Here is a 20,395-nt window from a genome sequence, read left to right as displayed (position 1 = left end):
CAGCCAAATCAAAGGTGATCTTGTGCCACAGAGCCGCTATATTTACTGCAACCTGAACCAGAGTAAGGAGTCTTTCCATGCAACGCGTTTATCTCTTAGTTTTAGCGCTACTATCTGTTCTATTTTTATCCGCCTGTGATGAACAACAGCCCGTCAATAAAATTCCTGTCGCCGTTGCTGACGTGCCAAACATTCATCACCCAAATGAACAGCATTTTACCGCTGGTAAACCAGCAAAAGACGACCTCGTGAAGTTAAAAGAACAAGGTGTTACAGCCGTTATCAATTTACTGACCGATAGCGACATGAACAACGACGATCAAGAAGCCCAGTGGGCACAGGAACTCGAGCTGGAATACTATCGTGTGCCAGTGGGCGGGCCAAGTGACCTCACTCGTGACAGTGTTGCCGACTTTGACCGAGCACTTGCCGCAACACAGGGCCAAACCACACTAATTCATTGTTCAAGCAGTAACCGCGTTGGCGCTATGATGGCTCTACATGCCGCTTGGTATGACAATGCATCCACCGAACAAGCGCTGCAAATCGGACGGGATTACGGCCTTAAGAGTCTTGAGACCGCAGTACAAAAACTGCTTAGCGAATAAAATTGTGGTAGAATGCGCGCGCAAATTTTGACCTCGGATTTACGTTCCGAATCGCCAAAGAAGGAAATAACAGATGTATATTTGCGCCGCACTCTACAAGTTTGTGGAATTTAATGATTTTGAAGCCTTTCGTGAGCCTCTTTATAACTGCATGCTCAAAAACGAAGTGAAAGGTACGTTGTTGTTAGCACGAGAAGGAATTAACGGCACTATTTGTGGTACCCGCGAAGGTGTCGACAATGTGTTAGCCTTTATTCGTAGCCAAGAAGCCTTTGCTGATATTGAGCATAAAGAATCACCAAGCGATAAGCAGGCGTTTTACCGCACCAAAGTAAAACTGAAAAAAGAAATCGTTACCATGGGCATTGATTGGGTTGACCCGAAGAACGTGGTGGGCACCTATGTTGAACCAAGTGACTGGAACGATTTGATTCGTGATCCTGAGGTTCTGTTAATTGACACACGCAATGACTACGAATATGCAGTAGGTACGTTCGAGGGCGCAATTAACCCAAAAACCGACTCTTTCCGTGAATTTCCACAGTACGTGAAAGATCATCTCGATCCGGAAAAGCACAAAAAAGTTGCGATGTTTTGTACCGGCGGTATTCGCTGCGAGAAATCAACAGCTTATTTGAAATCTATCGGCTTTGATGAGGTTTATCACCTTAAAGGCGGCATTCTAAAGTACCTAGAAGAAGTACCGGAAGAAGACACCACCTGGCAAGGTGATTGTTTTGTGTTTGATCAACGCGTGACTGTTCGCCACGGCTTGCAACAAGGTGATTACGATCAATGTTATGCGTGTCGGATGCCAATTACTGACGAAGAAAAACAGTCAGAGCACTATGTAAAAGGTGTGAGCTGTCCGCACTGCCATGACAAGACAACACCTGAGCAAAAACAACGGTTTGCGGAACGTGAAAAACAAATTCAATTGGCCAAGAAACGAGGCGAACAACACATTCGTGATGGCAAAGTCGATGAGCTTAATCGAGTTTAATCGTTGCTACCTATAACTTGAAATAGTCTATACTCGTCCATAGATAAAAGTTATAAATTAAATCCAAACAAGGAGTTAAACATGCAACAGTTGAATGTGATTGGTATTGACCACCATCATGCCGAGCAGCTTGCGGAACGTTTGAATCAGTTGTTAGCCAACTATCAAGTAATGTATATGAATGTTCGTGGTTTTCACTGGAACATTAAAGGTAAGGAGTTTTTCGAACTTCATGCGAAGTTTGAAGAAACCTACAATGACTTACTTTTAAAGGTTGACGAAGTTGCTGAGCGCATTCTCACGTTAGGTCAGCGCCCGTTACATGCTTATTCGACTTATATCAAAGCAAGCGAAATTCAAGAGGCGAAAGATATTCACGACGGGAAGGCCTGTGTACGTGAAATTCTTGATAGCTATCGTGTCATTATTCGCCTGCAACGCGAGATTCTTGAAATTGCCGGCGAAGCGAGCGACGAAGGTACCGCGTCATTAATGAGCGATTACATCAAAGAACAAGAGAAAACGTCTTGGATGTTAACCTCTTATTTAGGCTAATTCCTACCTCATGAAAGACCGCGCAAATTAGCGCGGTTTTTTTATCCCTTTCGCAAATTCTATTATTTTTGCTATGCTGAATCGGTAGTACCTTAATCCATGAAAATAAAAAGGAAAAATTCGATGAACAAAGTCATTGGAATCGTTCTGTTAGTGGTAGGTGTTATTTTGCTGTATTTTGGTTGGGAAGCGTATAACTCAGTTGCCTCTGAAGCGACACAAGCGCTTACTGGCGAAACAACTGACGAAGCAATGTGGTACTTAATTGGTGGCGCTGTTGCTGTGATTGTCGGTTTATATGGCGTCATTCGCGGCAAGTAAAAGCAAGCTTTAAACGAAAGCGAGCCTTGCTGGCTCGCTTTTTTTTCTTAATCCTGTTGGACGTTTGGTAAACTGAGCGCACGAAGCGACGCAACAACACCCAAGATAATTAATAAGCCAATCACCGCTTCGACACCCGCAAAACTTTCTAAGACACCGAGTAAAATACCGAGCAATAAGACCATACCGAGCACCGTATTGGAAACGGCTGTATATTGCGCACGTGTTTCTTGCGTTGCCATATCCACCAAATACGTCTTCCGTCCTACGCGCGCGCCGTGATGTGACACTGCGGCACTAAAAATAAGCAGTCCCGCTAACCATTGCTGGGCCAACAACTCGGGGCTTAATACATACAATGCTAAGGCTATTGCCATCACTAGCGTTGCCATAGCCGCTGCCGCCGCCATCACATGATGACTTGCGCTATCTGACCATTTACCCCAAAACCGTCCTGCCAACATTCCGGCTAAACCGCTTGCCAACATAAGTCCGCCCAAACTCGTTAGGCTACCCTCGCCACTGCGCTGAATCATCACCACGATGTATGGAATCGCAAATGCAGAAGCCACGAGCAAGGCTCGAGTAAGAACAAACTGGCCAAAGTTTTTGTCTTGCCACAACAAGCGTATCGATTTAAGAGCTTCAATGAGGGCATTGCCGCCGCCTTCAGTGGCACCAGGAACTTCCGGCACACTCGCGTACACAGCGGCGGCAACCAGCCACAAAAGCGCTGCAAACGTCAGGAGCAAAATGAATAACCAAGCATCGCCCTCGTCACCAACATTGGTAAACTGTGGTGCAAAAATAATGACTAATGCTGTCGCCAACGACAGAAACCCTGCCACTGATGCAGCAAGCCCAGAAAGTCGGCCACGCCGAGTTTTCGAAATGGTTTTGCCTTGCACGTCTTTTATCGCAACCGAGCACACACCGCGAGATAAACTAAAGAGCGCCAGCAACGTCACCACGGCCCAACCTAAAAACGTGCCTTCAGTAAACACAATAGCAGCCACCATGCCAAGCAGCGACAGCGCTTGTCCGACACTACCAGCGACCCAAAACCACTTTCGAACTGGTGTTTGGCGCATTTGTTGCGCAATGAATAACTGTGGTAATAATGCCAACGACTCTCGCAGCGGTACAAGCGCACTAATAAACACACTTGGTGCCCCCAGTGCGGTCAGCATCCACGGTAATACTAAACGAGCGCTAACTAATGAGTCGCCTAATTTAGTTAGCGTCAATGACCATAAATGCGCCATAAAGGCTTGGGGTTGATCGTTACAAGCACTTTCCGGAATATCTTTGCAAACACGAGCATCTTCATCCTCAGCTAATAATCCGTACATACGATCAGTAAGCTTCGACATAGGCTCTCCTCGTGCGCGCAAGTTTAAAGATGATGATGTTGGAGGTGGTGGTGTAGTTCGTACCAAAGTTGACTGATGGTTTGAGAAAGCTCAAGCCAGTTCTGTAAGTGCTGACTATCAACGCGTTCTCCGGAGGCACCTTCATAGGCGTTGATAAAGGCCCGTTGCTCAGAACGCTCGAGTTGATTTACTTGAATACAATTGGCCAAATCAAAGTAACGTTCACCCAAGCCCGAATATTCCCAATCAATCACTTGCGGTGGTTGACTGAGAAAAACGTGATGAAAGGCTAAATCGTTGTGGCAAAAAACGGGATTGTTGCCAAAGCTATCTAATAACTTTCGTTGCTGCTGTAGTCGCTTCTGAAACTGTCTTGCGCGTTCGGGTTCATACTGAGCTAAGTTATCGCAGTAACGTTGCACACGGCTACGTAAAGACCAAACTGGGACATCCACAGGTAAACGATGAATGTGTGCACTGATTTCACCAAGCCGTTGAATTTTTGTTCCCATCGATTTGCTATCGTGAGACAGATCAGGCGTTTCAATAAAAGCTTGGAGCATGAGACCTTGAACTGCATCATAATGCAGCACTTCTGGGGCTAAACCATGATTAAACAGTATCTGTTGCACCGCGACTTCTTGGTCGCGGTCGAGGCCATAAGGATGGTCGAAGCGGAAATGCTTAAGTACATATACGCCACTCGTCGACGTGATTTTGTATACGTCATTGGCGACGCCCCGCAACAACGGTTCGGTTTTCATCACTCCGTGTATCGGTAAATTTGTTAACCAGTGTTGTTGCATAATTCCTTTTGACTCCGGCGCCAATTCCACATGGCATATAATATCAATAATATGTAGATCGCAAAAAGTCCGCTGGTTTTCTCAAACCCTTTAATTGCATAGAGATAAATATACACACTATCAATAACAAGCCAATATAACCAATTAGAAAATAGCTTGCGGGTGAGCAACCAAGTTGCAAACAGGCTGTAGACAGTGGTGAAACTGTCCAGCCAAACTTGATCGGCATCGGTGTAAAGTTCAAGTAACCAAGCGCACCCGCTTGCAACAAACGCCAGCGCAACAATGGCTCGCACATGCCACCACCAAGAATAGTCAGCAACATCTTGCGCCGGTGCTTGCGCCACACCAAATCGCCATTGCCACCAACCATAGGCTGAAAGCGCCACGTAGATGGCTTGCAGCCCCGACTCCATATAGAGCTGCACTTGAAACATTAAATAGGTATAAATTGCGCAACTAATTGCCCCAGCTAACCAACACCAAACAGATTGGCGTGCGGCTAACCACAAATACAGCAACGCAAAGGCAATGGCGATATTTTCCAAACACTCGCTCCCAATTACATTGCGTAATTAAATGTTATACCAATGCGACGTGGTTCGCCCCACTGGACATAAGTCGTAGGTTGATATTCATCTCGCGGGTCGTTGCCGAAGAAGAATCCACGTGTGGCATAATCTTCATCTGTTAAATTACGTCCCCACAACGTAATACGCCACGCATCAAGTTGCCACTTTAAACTGGCATGCAACAAATTGTACGACTCGCTTTGGCTGTTGTGCGAGTCAGAAAAATAGAAACTGTCTTTGCTATCGACTTGCACCGTGGCACTCAAGTTTTCGGTCACTTGCCACTTGATACCGGTATTCACCTGATAACCCGGTGCCTGCGCTTGCTCGCGACCTTCCATATCAATGCCGTCTTCGGTAATAAAGCCTTCAATCTCTGTTTCGAGTAAGCCAACGTTCGCAAACCACCACAGCTGTGGTGTGAGCTCTAAATTGAGTTCAGCTTCAAGACCATGTACTTTTCCACCGGCCGCATTTTCAATGTAACCAATAAACGTTTGCGCGCGGTTTATCCAGCTTTTCAGCTGCACATCATCACGATTTTGTGCAAACAAAGCCACATTAAGCGATAACGTATCATCGGCATTAATGAACTTGTAACCGGCTTCTAGGCTGGTTAAATACTCCGGGGCAAAGCTCGAGCGCTGCAGCAAAAACGCTTCAAGTTCGGGATTATCAGTGGCTTTGCCTAGCGCTTCTGCGTTGACACCACCGGTTTTGTAGCCACGAGACCAAGTTAAATACATCATCCGCCCAACAGCAGGGTTATAACTTAAGCTGACGCGTCCACCGAGCATGGTGTCTCGAGGTGTTACTGCCACAGAATTGGAATCGTCATAGGCGTTACGATATCGCTCGAGGCGTAATCCGGTGGTCAACTGCCATCGATCGCTCACGTATTGCGTGACTTCGCCGTAAAGTGCATGGCGCTTGCTTTCATAGTCACTATTAAACGTATCATCGGCATAGGTATCCCAGTTCATGAACTCGCGGCGCAAGGATTCGTCGCGACTCAGGTGATACCAACCGACAACCCAATCGGTTGCTAGTCCCATAACATTAATCGGCTGGGTACTAAGCCAACGAGCTTCTAACGTATGATCAAGACGTTCACGCCAGTATGCATCAGTCGATGAATACTCCCAACCCGGAGCAATACCGACATAGCTCCAATCTTCGTCATAGCTGTAAAGCGTATCAGTGCTTAATACACTATAACTAAACACGGTTTCATGTGTCTCCGCGCCACTATATGTTAATGCTAAACGTGCGGCCTTCATGGTCGCATCGTCTTCACCAGGCTCGTCTGACAAGGTTTGTCGCGTATTATCGAGTGAAAATGCGTCATAGCCATTATCTTGGCGATACAGGTGCGCAGTTGATCGTAATTGCCAATGGTCAGCAAGATCAGTCCACACATTGAAACGTGCGATGCGCTCTGAGCGCGACTGAGTATCGTCGCGTTGCAGATAAGTGTTTTCAGTAAAGCCATCATCAGCTTGTTGATATACACTCAACCGAGCACGGCCAAGAGCGCCTAGCTCACCACCGACAGCAACGCCGCCCTCAACAGCGCCATAATTCGCGGCGCCGATTTGCCAAAAACCATCAAACTCAGCGCGCGCTGCGGTACTCTCAAGCACTAACATGCCAGCCATGCCATCAGCACCAAAGCGACCACTTTGCGGTCCGCGATAGACTTCTACTTGGCTAATGTCGAAAAGCTGCGCCGCCTGTCCTAAACCGCTGTAATTGATACCGTCAATGAGTATCCCAACGGACGGATTAATTGGATCAACAAACTGACTACGTTCGCCAATACCGCGTATCTGCAAAAAACGCGCACGCGAACTCCCGCTGGAGAAATTTAGATTCGGGATAACGTTGAGTACATCTTCCATATGCGTGCCATGGCGTTGTCCCATAGCATCTGAAGTGAGTACTGACACACTTGTCGGCGCCTCATTGACATATAGCGAACGATAGTGACCTTGAACAGCAATACGTTCAATCGGGTCTTCGCCAGCAATTGCTGCAACGAATAATAAAGCAGGTGATAACATGGATTATTTCCTCAATAACTTATTCAGAAACAATCCGGTCGGGCAGGTTTTATAATGGAGTTTGATTGCTACCATCCCTACGCCAGTATTAACCGGATCAGGTGCAAAGGGTTCGCAATACTGCATCTCAGCCAAACTGCACAAACCTGTGTCAGCAAGGCACCCCTTGGTAAATTGCGCGGCGAGTATAACAGAACTGGTTAGATAAACGCCAGCGCATCGCCATAAAGTTGCGACAGCGGTAATCCTTGAGCATGGAATGCATCACGAATCACTCGAACCATTTCGAAGCGTCCAGCTACATAAATATCCGCTTCGTTGAGGTCAGTCTGTTCAGCCATCACTGCGTGGTGAACCAATCCTTGAGCGCCATGCCACGATTCAGGCGCCTGTTCAACGACTGGGCGATAGTGCATATTTTCGTGATGTGCAGAAAGCTCTTGTAACTGCTTATCCAGATACAGATCTTCCGGCTTGCGTCCGCCCCAGTATAACGTCACGGGACGCTTGGAAGCACTTCGCAAATGCGCTTGTAGAATCGACCAGGTATAAGAAAAGCCGGTGCCACCAGCAATTAAAATGATCGGTCGTTCACTATCGCTTCGAAGCCATGCCTCGCCAAGCGGCGCTTCAATCGTGATTTCACCCGTATCACGCATCTTTTGTAGTACTTCCATCGCATACGGATTATCCGACGTAGCGCCTATATGGAGTTCCAGCTCTGAGGTTTTCGAAGGGCATGATGCAATCGAGAACGGCCGTTTGTCACGTTCACCCATCACCACTTGAATGTATTGCCCTGCTTGGAACTCAATCGATTCCGGCAACGCTAAAACAATGCGATAAACATTTGGCGTCAAATTTTCTATGGTCGCTACACGACACACGAATTGTTTCATAACAGCTTTATTTCCTTAGAGAATATCCAATTCGTCCCACAACGCATCAACACGTTGCTTCACTTCAGCATCCATAACAATAGGAACGCCCCATTCGCGATCCGTCTCCCCCGGCCATTTATTTGTTGCATCCATGCCCATTTTAGAGCCAAGACCGGATACCGGTGATGCGAAATCAAGATAATCAATTGGTGTATTTTCGACCAAAACAGTATCGCGCGCTGGATCCATCCGTGTTGTCATAGCCCAAATGACGTCTTTCCAGTCACGCGCGTTCACATCGTCATCGCAAACAATCACAAATTTGGTATACATGAACTGCCGTAAGAAACTCCACACGCCCATCATCACGCGTTTGGCGTGACCAGCATATTGTTTCTTCATCGTTACTACGGCAACGCGATACGAACAGCCTTCAGGTGGCAAATAAAAATCGACGATTTCTGGAAATTGCTTTTGTAGTAATGGCACAAACACTTCATTCAGCGCAACGCCTAGTACCGCTGGTTCATCGGGGGGCCGGCCGGTATAGGTACTATGATAAATTGGTTTTTCACGCATAGTGACATGAGTCACCGTAAATACTGGGAACTCATCCACTTCATTGTAATAGCCGGTGTGATCGCCATAAGGTCCTTCCGGCGCCATCTCATCAGGCGCAATATAACCTTCGAGAATTATTTCTGCGTGCGCTGGCACCTGTAAATCATTACTAATGCACTTCGCTACTTCGGTTTTCCCATCACGTAACAACCCAGCAAAGGCGTATTCGGACAAGCTATCGGGCACTGGCGTAACAGCACCCAAAATCGTCGCCGGATCAGCTCCAAGAGCAACAGCAACGGGAAAGTTCTCGCCCGGATGTGCGCGCTTCCATTCTTGAAAATCAAGTGCGCCACCACGGTGCGACAACCAGCGCATGATGACCTTGTTTTTACCGAGCAACTGCTGGCGGTAAATACCTAAATTTTGCCGCTCTTTATGTGGCCCACGAGTTACCGTTAATCCCCAGGTAATAAGTGGTGCTACATCACCTGGCCAGCAATGTTGAATGGGTAACTGAGTTAGATCAACATCGTCGCCCGAGATCACGACTGACTGACATGGAGCCTTTTTTAACTGCTTCGGCGACATGCTGAGTACTTTCTTGTACATCGGCAACATATTAATCGCGTCACGAAAGCCCTTCGGCGGCTCGGGTTCCTTCAAAAATGCGAGTAATTTACCAACATCACGCAGCGCCTCGACTGATTCTTGACCCATGCCCAAAGCAACACGCTCCGGGGTACCAAACAAATTGGCCAGCACCGGAATGTCATGACCTTTCACGTTCTCAAATAACAATGCAGGACCACCCGCCTTCAACGTGCGGTCGGCAATCTCGGTCATCTCAAGATAGGGATCAATTTCATGCTGTATGCGCTTTAACTCACCGCGCTTCTCTAACAACGCCATGAAATCGCGTAGGTCTTGATATTTCACTTAGGCTCTCGCTGTGGTTAATGATTTACCAATAAGTCAGGGCGCAGTATAAATGTTTTTGTTATAGTTTTCAGCGCTGACTCGACGAACTCATAGGGATATCGTAATGCTGGCTTTTTGGATCATCACACTGGTGACTGGTTTACTTGCACTTACCAGCCTATTACCACTATTGAACAAGACAATTTGGTGGGTGCGCATTTGGGATTTCCCACGCTTGCAACAAAGTGCCGTGGCGTTACTACTCCTGATTGCGAGCGCGGTTTTTTTACCCGCTAATCAGCTCACCACATGGTTGCTAGTGGCGATTCAATTGTTATGCGGTGGCTGGCAGTTCTGGTGGATCTTCCCCTACACGCCGTTTGCCGCACGCACCGTCAAACGCTACAAGCGCAAGCGCGATGAGCCACATGTTGACGAACATATTCGACTATTAACCGTGAATGTATTAGAGCCAAACCGCCGCGGTGTCGAACTGACGCAAATCATTAATGACAACCGACCTGATATTATCGTTGCAGTGGAAACAGACGAATGGTGGGAACAGCAGTTCAGCGATATTGAAGATGACTTGCCGCATGTTATCCGCAAGCCGCAAAATAACTTATACGGCATGATGGTTTATTCGAAATGGCCCATGACCAACATCGAAGTCACCGATTTGATCCAAGAAGGCGTTCCATCAATGCATTTTGATTTGCAGCTCCCGACCCGTGTCGTGCGCATGCACTGCGTCCACCCAGCGCCACCAAGCCCGACTGAAAATGAAAAATCAAAGCAACGTGATAACGAACTCATGCTGGTTGCAAAACAGGCTCGTCAGGAATCTGGTCCGGTGATTGTTACTGGGGATTTAAATGACGTGGCATGGTCAAAATCAACCCGTGCCTTTTTAGAAGAAAGTCAATTACTTGATCCGCGCATGGGGCGTGGTATTTACAACACCTTTCATGCACAAATACCCATTATGCGCTGGCCACTCGACCATATATTTCACAGTGAGCACTTTTTACTGGTTGAGCTCAAACGGCTTCCACCGTTTGGCTCAGACCATTTTGCATTGCTGACCGAGTTAGCGTTAAAAAGCAACGCTACCAATTAGCTCTTTTGGCGTTTCATCGCTTCAAAGAACTCATCATTGGTTTTGGTCATTTGCAGTTTATCAATGAGGAATTCCATTGCTTCGGTTTCGCCCATTGGGTGAACGATTTTCCGTAAAATCCACATTTTTTGTAGTTCTTCTTGCGAAGTAAGTAGCTCTTCGCGACGGGTGCCCGAACGGTTGAAGTCAATAGCTGGGAATACGCGTTTCTCAGCAATCTTACGGTTCAAGTGGAGTTCCATGTTACCGGTACCCTTAAACTCTTCGTAAATCACTTCATCCATTTTCGAGCCCGTATCAATCAAGGCAGTTGCGATAATAGTTAAACTACCGCCTTCTTCCACATTACGAGCAGCACCAAAGAAGCGCTTCGGTTTATGTAGCGCATTCGCGTCAACACCACCGGTTAATACCTTGCCTGAGCTTGGAATAACGGTGTTGTAGGCGCGTGCTAATCGAGTAATCGAGTCCAGCAATATAACCACATCTTTCTTGTGTTCAACCAAACGCTTGGCTTTTTCAATCACCATTTCGGCAACTTGCACGTGACGGCTTGCTGGCTCATCGAAGGTTGAAGCAACAACTTCACCTTTTACCAAGCGATGCATCTCAGTCACTTCTTCCGGACGTTCGTCAATCAGAAGAACCATCAACACACACTCAGGATGGTTTGCGGCAATCGATTGCGCAATATTCTGTAGTAACAATGTTTTACCAGCTTTTGGTGGTGCAACAATCAAGCCACGCTGACCTTTACCAATTGGTGAGGCCAAGTCGAGAACGCGCGCAGTAATGTCTTCGGTTGACCCATTACCACGCTCCATACGCATACGCTCGTCGGCATGCAATGGGGTTAAGTTTTCGAATAAAATTTTATTGCGGGAGTTTTCAGGCTTATCGAAGTTAACTTCGCGGATCTTCAGGAGGGCAAAATAACGTTCACCTTCCTTCGGCGGTCGAATCTTTCCTGATACGGTATCGCCGGTACGCAGGTTAAAGCGTCGAATCTGGCTTGGCGATACATAAATATCATCTGGGCCGGCCAAATAAGATGAGTCGGCTGAGCGCAAAAAGCCGAAGCCATCTTGCAATATTTCCAGCACACCATCACCGTAGATGTCTTCACCACTTTTCGCATGCGCTTTTAAAATGGCAAAGATAATGTCTTGCTTGCGCATACGCGCCATGGACTCGAGGCCCATTGTGTCTGCGAGCTGAACTAGCTCGTTCACAGGTTTGTTTTTTAATTCTGTTAGATTCATAGGGGGGTTATGACTTTTTTGGCCAATGGAAATAGTTGTACGTTTATAGTTAAACCAGTTTTGTTAAATCAGTTCGGGATTTGACTGCTCGGCTGCCGGAAGGCTGGCACCCTGAAGAATTGTTATGCATGGAAAAGTAACACTTAAATGGAAAAACGTCCAGTTTTTCAGCTCATTTTGTGCAAAAGCTCAGCAAAGGTTGCTGAAGATCATCTTCAACAACCCGCTGAATCTGTCTAGCAATTACAGGTTTTGTTCAATGAACTCAGCCAGTTGTGCTTTCGACAATGCACCTACTTTCGTACCTGCAACTTCACCGTTCTTGAACAACAATAAGGTAGGAATACCGCGAATGTTGTACTTCGGTGGGGTTTGGTTGTTGTGGTCAACGTTCAGTTTACCAACAGTGATGCGGTCGCCGTATTCGTTGGCAATGTCGTCCAAGATTGGCGCGATCATTTTGCATGGACCACACCACTCGGCCCAGAAGTCTACTAATACTGGCTTGTCAGAATTAAGAACATCGCTCTCAAAACTTTCATCACTTAGCTGAACAATTTTGTCACTCATGATAATCTCCGCTGCTGAATTCGCGTGAAATAATAAAACACTATTATTTCTGTTTTTGAATGTTAGCGCAAACTGATATGCTTACGCCATGAGTAAAACACACTTAACAGAGACACGCTTCGCCGATCTCGACCTGCATCCGCAGGTATTGTCCGCACTGGAAAGTGCTGGATTTGAATATTGTACACCGATACAAGCATTGAGCTTACCGATTGCATTAATCGGAAAAGACGTTGCTGGCCAGGCCCAAACCGGAACTGGTAAAACGATGGCGTTTTTAATTGCAACCTTTACAACGTTGCTTAACAACCCTCGTGACGGTGAGAAACGTTATCCGCGTGCCATTATTATGGCGCCAACGCGTGAGCTAGCTATTCAGATTGCCAATGATGCTGAACTACTTGCAAAGCATTGTGATATGCGTCTTGGCATTGTGTATGGGGGCGAAGGTTACGATTCTCAACGGCAACAGCTCGAAGACGGCGTTGATATCCTGATAGGTACCACTGGCCGCCTGATCGATTACTACAAGCAAGGTATTTATCAACTCGATAAAATTCAAACCGTGGTTCTTGATGAAGCCGATCGCATGTTCGATCTTGGTTTCATTAAAGATATTCGCTACATGTTCAACAAAATGCCACCACCGGGTCAGCGCCAAAGTTTGCTGTTTTCGGCAACCTTATCGCAACGCGTGCAAGAACTTGCCTATGAGCACATGGATTCGCCAACGAAAGTGGAAATCGAGCCCTTGCGTAAAACAGGTGAGCGTATTAGCGAAGAACTGTTTTATCCGTCGAAACAAGACAAAATTAAATTATTGCTGACGCTAATTGAAGAAGATTGGCCGGATAAAGCCATTATTTTCGCAAATACCAAGCACACCTGCGAGAAAGTCTACAATTGGTTAGAAGCTGATGGTCACCGTGTTGGCCTATTGACCGGTGATGTTCCGCAACGTAAACGACTCAAAATTCTTGAGCAATTCACTGATGGTGAACTCGACTTTTTAGTCGCCACCGACGTTGCGGCGCGCGGGCTTCATATTCCCGAAGTGAGTCACGTTTACAACTACGACTTACCCGATGATTTTGAAGATTACGTGCACCGGATAGGTCGTACCGGCCGCGCTGGCGCAAGTGGAAAAGCCATCAATTTAGCTTGCGAAGAGTATGTCTATAATCTTCCTGCCATTGAAGAATATATTGGTCATAGTATTCCAGTGACCAAATACGACCCAACGGCATTGCTAACTGACTTGAAAACGCCGCGCTCAAATCATCGTCGTCCGCGTGGGGGGCGCCGCAGTAGTGGTGGCAACCAACAACGACGAAGTGGCGGTCGCAAACCAGCTCGGTAACGCATGATGACGCAGGACGCACGCTTCGCCGCCATTGATTTAGGCTCCAATAGTTTTCATTTAATTATTGCCACGGTGAAGCGTGATGGTCACTATCGTATTTTAGGTCGATACCGTCAGAAGGTTCGACTTGCTGATGGCTTCGACAAACATCTCATCGTTGACGATGCCGCAATCTCTCGCGGCATCGACTGTTTACGCGGTTTTGCTAATCTACTCAAAGATATTTCCAGTGAGCGCATTCGTTGTGTCGCCACCGCGACACTGCGCAAAGCTAGCAATAGTGCTGTCATGCTTGAACAGTTTAAGCTCGCATTGGGACACGATATTGAGGTTATTTCTGGTGAAGCAGAGGCACGATTAATTTACCAAGGCGCAACCCAGCACTTGCTGCATTCAAACAAAGCTGTGTTAGTGCTAGATATTGGCGGTGCCAGTACCGAAATCATTGTTGGCCAAGGCGTTAATCCAGCGCATTTGGTCAGCCTCGATATGGGTTGTGTGACGTGGCAGAACCAGTTCTTTCCGGATCAAACAATTACCGAACATGCATGTCAGCGTGCCATAGCGGCCGCTAGCGAGCTTATTGCGCCATACGCAACCCGTTTCAAGCAAGCCGGTTGGCAACACGTTAGCGGCGCTTCTGGAACGTTTCGTGCGCTTTACGACATGAATGAGCGAGGCCAGCAACTGCCCATGTGCAAAGATTGGCTTCGTGACATCCTAAGCAAAACTTGTGCTATGGGTCACGTGAGTAAGTTAGGCAAGTTAGGCATTCGACGTGATCGTCAAGCAGTCTTTGTCGGTGGGTTATGTATTTTGATTGCTCTGGTTGAGCAGCTCGACATTCAGCGCATTGAAATTGCTGAGGGGGCACTGCGAGAGGGTCTGCTCATTGATATGCTGACCCACTCGATGCCGCAATAAGTTATTTTTGCTGAAGTTGCTGTGCCGCATACTTCGCAAAGTACGTCAAAATACCGTCGGCTCCAGCACGCTTAAAGCCTAACAATGATTCCATAATCACCGCTTCATTTAACCATCCATTGGCAATCGCCGCCTGCATCATGGCGTATTCACCGCTTACTTGATACGCAAACGTCGGTACCTTAAACGTATCTTTCACACGGCGCACAATATCAAGGTACGGCATGCCTGGCTTCACCATGACCATGTCAGCACCTTCGTCGATATCCAACGCAACTTCATGCAACGCCTCATCAGTGTTTGCCGGGTCCATTTGATAAGTTTTCTTGTCGCCACCTTTCAAATTACCAGCGGAACCAACTGCATCACGGAACGGCCCATAGAATGCCGAAGCATATTTGGCGGAATAGGCCATAATTTGCACGTTGATAAAGCCGTGCTCTTCGAGTGCTTCTCTAATCGCACCAATGCGACCGTCCATCATATCTGATGGTGCAACAACATCGGCGCCTGCTCGCGCATGCGACAATGCCTGGCGCACTAGTGCTTCAGTCGTAATATCATTTTGGACATAACCTTGATCGTCAATGATGCCGTCCTGTCCGTGCGTCGTGAACGGATCAAGTGCAACGTCAGTGATTACGCCAAGTTCAGGTACTTCAGCTTTAATCGCGCGTACCGCTCTCTGTGCGAGGCCATTATCATCCCAAGCGGCGTCGGCAGTTAAGGACTTATCTTCGGCTGGCGTTACGGGAAACAGTGCTACAGCGGGAATGCCTAACGCGGCGATCTCTTTGCACTCGGCAACTAACAAATCAATCGACAAACGTTCCACGCCTGGCATCGAAGCAACCTTTTCGCGTTGTTGCTCACCTGGCAGCACGAAAACGGGATAAATAAAATCGGCTGGGCTGAGCTGATTCTCAGCTACCATGCGCCGACTAAAATCATGACGACGCAAGCGACGCATACGACGGAACGGAAATTGACTGACATGCTGCATAAATTGTCCTTCGCTTATTCAGTTGAGGTAGACACAGAACGCTCTCGTTCCGCGATGACACGAATTTGATCGCGCCCGGCAGCTTTCGCGCGGTACAGAGCCTCGTCCGCCGCTGCTAACAATTGTGTCGGCTGATCATAGACGCCCGCCGCAGCAACCGCAACACCAATGCTGACCGTAATATGCATCGGCCCATGATCGGTATCAAATGGATGTTCACGAACTAGTTGTGCAAGCTTCACCGCTAAATCGCGAGCACCAACTTCATCCGTATCTGGCAACAGCAAGGTAAATTCTTCGCCACCATAACGATATAGCGTGTCGCTAGCGCGACGTAAATTGCGCTTAAGTAGATTCGCTAAATCAATCAAGATCTGGTCGCCGAGCAGGTGACCGTAACTATCGTTGAGCGCTTTAAAATGATCAATATCGAGCATCGCTAAAGTCAAGCTCGTCCCATTACGACGACATCGACGGAATTCTCGTTTGAATTCTTGGTTTAAGAAACGACGATTATAAAGCCCCGTTAAGCCATCTTCGTTACTGCGCTGCTCTAGCTCTTGATTCGCCTTTTGCAAACGTACCATAACGCGCTCGAGCTCTTCAGTGCGCTCTGACACCATATCTTCAAGTTGATGGTTCATTTGTTCTTTCAAGGCGAGTTGTTCTTTACGGCCATCATTAAATCGAATTGCTAACGCCCAAGACAACAACAGCACCTCAAAGGCTGAAGCGGCCATAATCGCGTAACGTTGCACAAATACTGATTCAAATAACCCCAAATAACCGAGCGCGTTCACGCAAATAGCGGCAAGCAACGCACTTAGCGCCAGCGTATAAATACGCGCATAAATAAGTCCACGCCGCCATAGAACAATACCGCTACCTAAAAGGAATCCGCACCCTACTACCGCCAATATAAGAACGAATGGGATCAGTAATGCGTACGGCAAAAAGATACTCAATACAAACGTCGTAGCGTACACCATCATGAATCGGCGTAGCCAGCGATGGATGGTTGCGCTGTGAACTTTAGTTTGCAAAACCCCCATGGTCACCAGCGTTGCAAACATAATCATAATGCTACCAATCATGGTTACGATGCGGTCTTGCAACCAAATCCAATTCGGCCATAAATATTGGTAACCGACACCGTCCAGACCAGCCATTAACAAGCCGATAGAAAGTGTATAAGCCGAGTAATTTAAGAAGCTAATATCGCGGGTGACTAAAAAATTAAATAGGTTATAAATTGCCATGCATAGCAGTAAACCAAAATATAGCCCTGTCGCCGCTACTTGGTATTGATTCGCTTCCATAAACTCTAGCGGCTCCCAAATTTCTAGTGGGAATCGCAACGAGCTCTCGGTTCTTACGCGAATGTAAATATCATGCGCATTGTGAGTGGGTACCGGCACAACAAAGTTTTTGTTGTGCACCGGGCGCTCGTTAAACGGCAACTGGTCGCCCATATGCAACTGCTTTAGAACTTCACCCGATTTTACAAAATAAACATCAATGCTATCGAGTAGTGGATACCCCAAGTAAAGCATTCGATCGGCTTCATTTTCATCAACTTGCACCCGAAACCAATAGGCTTCCGGCGTATATCCAAACGATACGGCTTCGTTCTCAGGTATGGTTTGCCAGTTTTGCAGGGGAGAATCTATCAGTTGCTGTAGCGAAGTATTCTCGCTCTCTTGCTGATAGTAAATAAGTGGTTTCGCCGGCTCTGCTCGAGCCTCAGACAGCGCGCCCCCAAAACACAACACCACCAGTAGAATCATCCACTGCTGGAAAGTTTTGTATGTCATAGCTTCCCTATTTTATAAAAAAACGAAGGCTGTTTTGCCAAGTTTGGGCAGCTATTTCTCTGACTTCCTGTTGTCTCAACTGCGCCAAAAACTTACCTATTTCAGGTAAAAAACAAGGCTCATTTTGCGCTGGCCGAGGGCGAATTGTGCGCGGCACTAGAAACGGCGCATCAGTCTCCAATAGCAGACGATCTGCCGGAATATCTAGTACCGCTTGCTGTAATTCAAGCCCTCGACGTTCATCGCACAGCCAACCTGTAATGCCTATATAACAACCAAGATCGAGGTAACGTGCAAGCTCTTTTTTACCGCCAGTAAAACAATGTGCCAACATTCGCGGAATATTTCTCTGGTATCGCGCTAACAAGTCGCATTGTTGTTGGTGCGCATCTCGTTCGTGCAAATACACCGGCAATTGCAGTTCCGCAGCGAGAGCTAATTGCGCTTCAAATACTTTAAGTTGCGTTGCTTGCGGTGAGTAATTGCGATTAAAGTCGAGTCCACACTCGCCTATTGCGACGACACTGGGGTGTTTGGCGAGGTCTTTAAGTTGGGCAACAAAATCAGGCGCAGCGTCTGCCGCGTCATGAGGGTGAATCCCCACGGTTGCGACTAATCGGTCAGGATAGCGGTTACACAAAGCGACTGCGTCAGCACTTTCCTGCAGATTGGTGCCGATAACGAGTAATTTCTCAACACCAGCGGCGGCAGCGCGTTCGAGCACTGCATCAACGTCACGGAAAAGTTTACCGTTCGTTAAATTTACGCCGCTATCAAACCAACGCATTATTTAATACGTTTAACACGCGTACGGCGGGGGCTATCGTCGCGACCGAGGAAGAAGTAACTACCAAATAAACCGCGCTCGAGATAATACGGTTCGTTCTCTTTGATGATGAACCGCTCAGCACTGATTTGCTCCCACACTTGGCCATCAGTAGTTTCGATGGTCAATACACCGACTTTGTTACGCGAATGACTGGCAATGCGAATCGTCATTCGGTCTGGCTCTGCAGCATCTTTTTCATCGGGTAAATGCTCAAAACCAAAGCGGTCGCGCTTACTTTGTTCAGTTTCGTTCTGTTGAGCGCGCCCCGTATTGTTGGCTCGCTCTTGAACGCGCTCTTGCGCCCGTGCATTCGCTGGCGTGCCTGCGACTGGACTCGCTGTATCAGCGGCTGCGGCGGCGTCAGAAGTGAGGTTCCCTGCCGCAACGTCATCAAAGCATACGAGCCGTTTTAGCGGATTTTTAATTGTTGTACATTGTGCTAACTGCTGCTCCAATGACTGCGCTTGAGCTGGGCTGGAAACCACCCATAATACGGACATGGCAGCAACTGAAAGAAACACAAACTGCTTGGTCATAATTTAATCCTGATGTTGTTCGGTTTTTGATTCGGTTGAATATAGACCCGCAATCACTAATCCAAGTTCAAACAATAACCACATTGGTATTGCTAACAAGGTTTGTGAAATAACGTCGGGTGGCGTGAGTAACATGCCCACTACGAAAGCACCGACAATAATATATGGGCGCTTTTTACGCAATGAAGTGACATTGGTAACTCCGGTCCAACACAACAAGATAATGGCTACCGGGGTCTCAAAAGCAATACCAAATGCCATGAAGATGGTCAGTACAAAATCGAGATAACTAGCGATATCGGTGGCAACCGTCACGCCGGCAGGGGCTGCTGAGGCAAAGAAATTAAGTGCCAACGGTAGCACCACAAAATAGGCGAAGGCCGCGCCAGCATAAAACAGTAGTGTACTGCTTGCGAGTAACGGCACAACGAGACGTTTTTCTTTGCGATATAGCCCTGGCGCGATAAATGCCCATAATTGCCACAACAAATAAGGCACGGCAATTGCAATTGACACCACAAAAGCCAGTTTAAATGGAGTAAAAAACGGGGTCGCCACATCGGTGGCTATCATGCTGGCACCTTGTGGCAGGCTCGCCAACATTGGCGCCGCCAATAGGTGATATAACTCGTCGGCAAAAACCGCCGCTACGGCAAAAACGAGACCAACGACAACAACACTACGCAACAGTCGATTGCGCAGTTCCAATAAATGATCAAGTAACGGCGATTGACTACTCATGCTTGTCGCTGTCATCTTTCTTGGTTACTGGCGCATCATCTTGCTTCGCTGCGTAAGGCCGTTGCACTTGCTGTGCCGCTGCTTTTAACTCAGCGACCGAGCGTTGCAGCTCCGGCGGCAACTTATCCATATCCAGCTGTTCGGCTTGCTGTAAATGTTCATGCAGTTCTTTGATGCGAAGCTCATGTTTAAGCTCATTCTGCACATTACTTGAGAACTCTCGAACGCGGCGCACGGTGCGTTGCAAAGCACGCAACGCGCCCGGCAAGCGTTCCGGGCCCAACACGATCAAGCCCAGAATGGCAATCACGATGAGTTCCCAAAAGCCGATATCAAACATGTGAATTACTTATCTTTGTCTTGGTCAGCGGCTTGCTGTTTTTGATCCAGCTGTTTCTTTTCTGCGTCGTTGTCCGCCGGTTCATCGCTGACAGATTTCTTGAACCCTTTCACTGCAGAGCCCAAATCCGAACCTATGTTGCGTAACCGTTTGGTACCGAACAACAGCACCACAATCACTAAAATAATCAGTAATTGCCAAAGACTTACTCCACCCATGTCATGCCTCG

The 20,395-nt window shown here is 47.4% G+C and carries 22 protein-coding genes and 1 riboswitch; of the genes, 7 read left to right on the top strand and 15 right to left on the bottom strand.

The features are described 5' to 3' along the window. Window positions 1–77: 77 nt before the first annotated feature. The 4 genes from CWI76_RS09680 to CWI76_RS09665 all read left to right on the top strand — a co-directional run bounded on the left by CWI76_RS09680 (window position 78) and on the right by CWI76_RS09665 (window position 2,487). The gene (locus CWI76_RS09680; protein ID WP_126760142.1) at window positions 78–608 is read left to right on the top strand and encodes a protein tyrosine phosphatase family protein; all 531 of its coding nucleotides are present in this window, start codon (window positions 78–80) and stop codon (window positions 606–608) included. A gap of 73 nt (window positions 609–681) precedes the next feature. Further along, window positions 682–1,611, top strand: coding sequence for an oxygen-dependent tRNA uridine(34) hydroxylase TrhO (gene trhO, locus CWI76_RS09675; RefSeq protein ID WP_126760141.1), 930 nt, complete (start codon window positions 682–684; stop codon window positions 1,609–1,611). Window positions 1,612–1,692: 81 nt separating this feature from the next. Further along, a complete protein-coding gene (locus tag CWI76_RS09670; RefSeq protein WP_126760140.1) occupies window positions 1,693–2,166 on the top strand; it encodes a Dps family protein in 474 nt (157 codons plus the stop codon). Between the two features lie 123 nt (window positions 2,167–2,289). Then, a complete protein-coding gene (locus tag CWI76_RS09665) occupies window positions 2,290–2,487 on the top strand; it encodes a DUF3185 family protein (RefSeq protein ID WP_092857114.1) in 198 nt (65 codons plus the stop codon). Window positions 2,488–2,534: 47 nt separating this feature from the next. Here CWI76_RS09665 and CWI76_RS09660 read toward each other — a convergent pair whose 3' ends face one another. From CWI76_RS09660 to ubiD, 6 genes are all read right to left on the bottom strand, one after another. After that, the gene (locus CWI76_RS09660) at window positions 2,535–3,860 is read right to left on the bottom strand and encodes an MFS transporter (RefSeq protein WP_126760139.1); all 1,326 of its coding nucleotides are present in this window, start codon (window positions 3,858–3,860) and stop codon (window positions 2,535–2,537) included. 23 nt (window positions 3,861–3,883) lie between these two features. Then, the gene (locus tag CWI76_RS09655; RefSeq protein ID WP_157980828.1) at window positions 3,884–4,624 is read right to left on the bottom strand and encodes a phosphotransferase; all 741 of its coding nucleotides are present in this window, start codon (window positions 4,622–4,624) and stop codon (window positions 3,884–3,886) included. Between the two features lie 23 nt (window positions 4,625–4,647). Continuing rightward, window positions 4,648–5,214: a nicotinamide riboside transporter PnuC gene (pnuC, locus tag CWI76_RS09650; RefSeq protein WP_241968007.1), complete on the bottom strand. Its 567-nt coding sequence runs from the start codon at window positions 5,212–5,214 to the stop codon at window positions 4,648–4,650. 14 nt (window positions 5,215–5,228) lie between these two features. Further along, window positions 5,229–7,301, bottom strand: coding sequence for a TonB-dependent receptor (locus CWI76_RS09645; protein ID WP_126760136.1), 2,073 nt, complete (start codon window positions 7,299–7,301; stop codon window positions 5,229–5,231). A gap of 57 nt (window positions 7,302–7,358) precedes the next feature. After that, window positions 7,359–7,478, bottom strand: a riboswitch (TPP riboswitch). A 23-nt stretch (window positions 7,479–7,501) separates the two neighbouring features. Beyond that, on the bottom strand, window positions 7,502–8,200 hold the full coding sequence (gene fre, locus CWI76_RS09640) for an NAD(P)H-flavin reductase (protein WP_126760135.1): 699 nt from the start codon (window positions 8,198–8,200) through the stop codon (window positions 7,502–7,504). A gap of 15 nt (window positions 8,201–8,215) precedes the next feature. After that, the gene (ubiD, locus tag CWI76_RS09635; RefSeq protein WP_126760134.1) at window positions 8,216–9,682 is read right to left on the bottom strand and encodes a 4-hydroxy-3-polyprenylbenzoate decarboxylase; all 1,467 of its coding nucleotides are present in this window, start codon (window positions 9,680–9,682) and stop codon (window positions 8,216–8,218) included. A 106-nt stretch (window positions 9,683–9,788) separates the two neighbouring features. Here ubiD and CWI76_RS09630 point away from each other — a divergent pair, with 106 nt between their 5' ends. After that, a complete protein-coding gene (locus CWI76_RS09630; protein WP_126760133.1) occupies window positions 9,789–10,784 on the top strand; it encodes an endonuclease/exonuclease/phosphatase family protein in 996 nt (331 codons plus the stop codon). Here the strand turns inward: CWI76_RS09630 and rho are convergent. Then, window positions 10,781–12,046: a transcription termination factor Rho gene (gene rho, locus CWI76_RS09625; RefSeq protein ID WP_126760132.1), complete on the bottom strand. Its 1,266-nt coding sequence runs from the start codon at window positions 12,044–12,046 to the stop codon at window positions 10,781–10,783. The two genes, CWI76_RS09630 and rho, sit on opposite strands and share 4 nt — an antisense overlap. Window positions 12,047–12,289: 243 nt before the next feature. Then, window positions 12,290–12,616 (bottom strand): thioredoxin TrxA, encoded by a 327-nt coding sequence (gene trxA / locus CWI76_RS09620; protein WP_092857136.1) that lies wholly within the window; start codon window positions 12,614–12,616, stop codon window positions 12,290–12,292. Window positions 12,617–12,704: 88 nt separating this feature from the next. Here trxA and rhlB point away from each other — a divergent pair, with 88 nt between their 5' ends. Both rhlB and CWI76_RS09610 read left to right on the top strand, forming a co-directional pair. After that, window positions 12,705–13,976: an ATP-dependent RNA helicase RhlB gene (gene rhlB / locus CWI76_RS09615; protein WP_126760131.1), complete on the top strand. Its 1,272-nt coding sequence runs from the start codon at window positions 12,705–12,707 to the stop codon at window positions 13,974–13,976. Window positions 13,977–13,979: 3 nt separating this feature from the next. Then, window positions 13,980–14,903: a Ppx/GppA family phosphatase gene (locus CWI76_RS09610; RefSeq protein ID WP_126760130.1), complete on the top strand. Its 924-nt coding sequence runs from the start codon at window positions 13,980–13,982 to the stop codon at window positions 14,901–14,903. A gap of 1 nt (window position 14,904) precedes the next feature. Here CWI76_RS09610 and hemB read toward each other — a convergent pair whose 3' ends face one another. From hemB to tatA, 7 genes are read right to left on the bottom strand one after another with little or no spacing between them, the layout of a single operon-like run. Further along, window positions 14,905–15,906, bottom strand: a complete 1,002-nt coding sequence (gene hemB, locus CWI76_RS09605; protein ID WP_126760129.1) for a porphobilinogen synthase — start codon at window positions 15,904–15,906, stop codon at window positions 14,905–14,907. Between the two features lie 14 nt (window positions 15,907–15,920). Further along, window positions 15,921–17,720: a sensor domain-containing diguanylate cyclase gene (locus CWI76_RS09600; protein ID WP_126760128.1), complete on the bottom strand. Its 1,800-nt coding sequence runs from the start codon at window positions 17,718–17,720 to the stop codon at window positions 15,921–15,923. Window positions 17,721–17,727: 7 nt separating this feature from the next. Then, window positions 17,728–18,507: a TatD family hydrolase gene (locus CWI76_RS09595; protein ID WP_126760127.1), complete on the bottom strand. Its 780-nt coding sequence runs from the start codon at window positions 18,505–18,507 to the stop codon at window positions 17,728–17,730. Continuing rightward, on the bottom strand, window positions 18,507–19,085 hold the full coding sequence (locus CWI76_RS09590) for a hypothetical protein (protein ID WP_126760126.1): 579 nt from the start codon (window positions 19,083–19,085) through the stop codon (window positions 18,507–18,509). Before CWI76_RS09590 ends, CWI76_RS09595 begins: the two co-directional genes overlap by 1 nt. 3 nt (window positions 19,086–19,088) lie before the next feature. Further along, window positions 19,089–19,826 (bottom strand): twin-arginine translocase subunit TatC, encoded by a 738-nt coding sequence (gene tatC, locus CWI76_RS09585; protein ID WP_126760125.1) that lies wholly within the window; start codon window positions 19,824–19,826, stop codon window positions 19,089–19,091. Next, window positions 19,819–20,166 (bottom strand): Sec-independent protein translocase protein TatB, encoded by a 348-nt coding sequence (gene tatB / locus CWI76_RS09580; protein ID WP_126760124.1) that lies wholly within the window; start codon window positions 20,164–20,166, stop codon window positions 19,819–19,821. Before tatB ends, tatC begins: the two co-directional genes overlap by 8 nt. Before the next feature lie 5 nt (window positions 20,167–20,171). Then, window positions 20,172–20,384, bottom strand: a complete 213-nt coding sequence (tatA, locus tag CWI76_RS09575; protein ID WP_126760123.1) for a Sec-independent protein translocase subunit TatA — start codon at window positions 20,382–20,384, stop codon at window positions 20,172–20,174. Window positions 20,385–20,395: the final 11 nt, after the last annotated feature.

This window comes from Pseudidiomarina marina, from assembly GCF_003987045.1.
Classification (GTDB): domain Bacteria; phylum Pseudomonadota; class Gammaproteobacteria; order Enterobacterales; family Alteromonadaceae; genus Pseudidiomarina; species Pseudidiomarina marina.
Note: the sequence above shows the minus strand (reverse complement) of the source record. Positions and strands in the feature narration are given on the sequence as shown.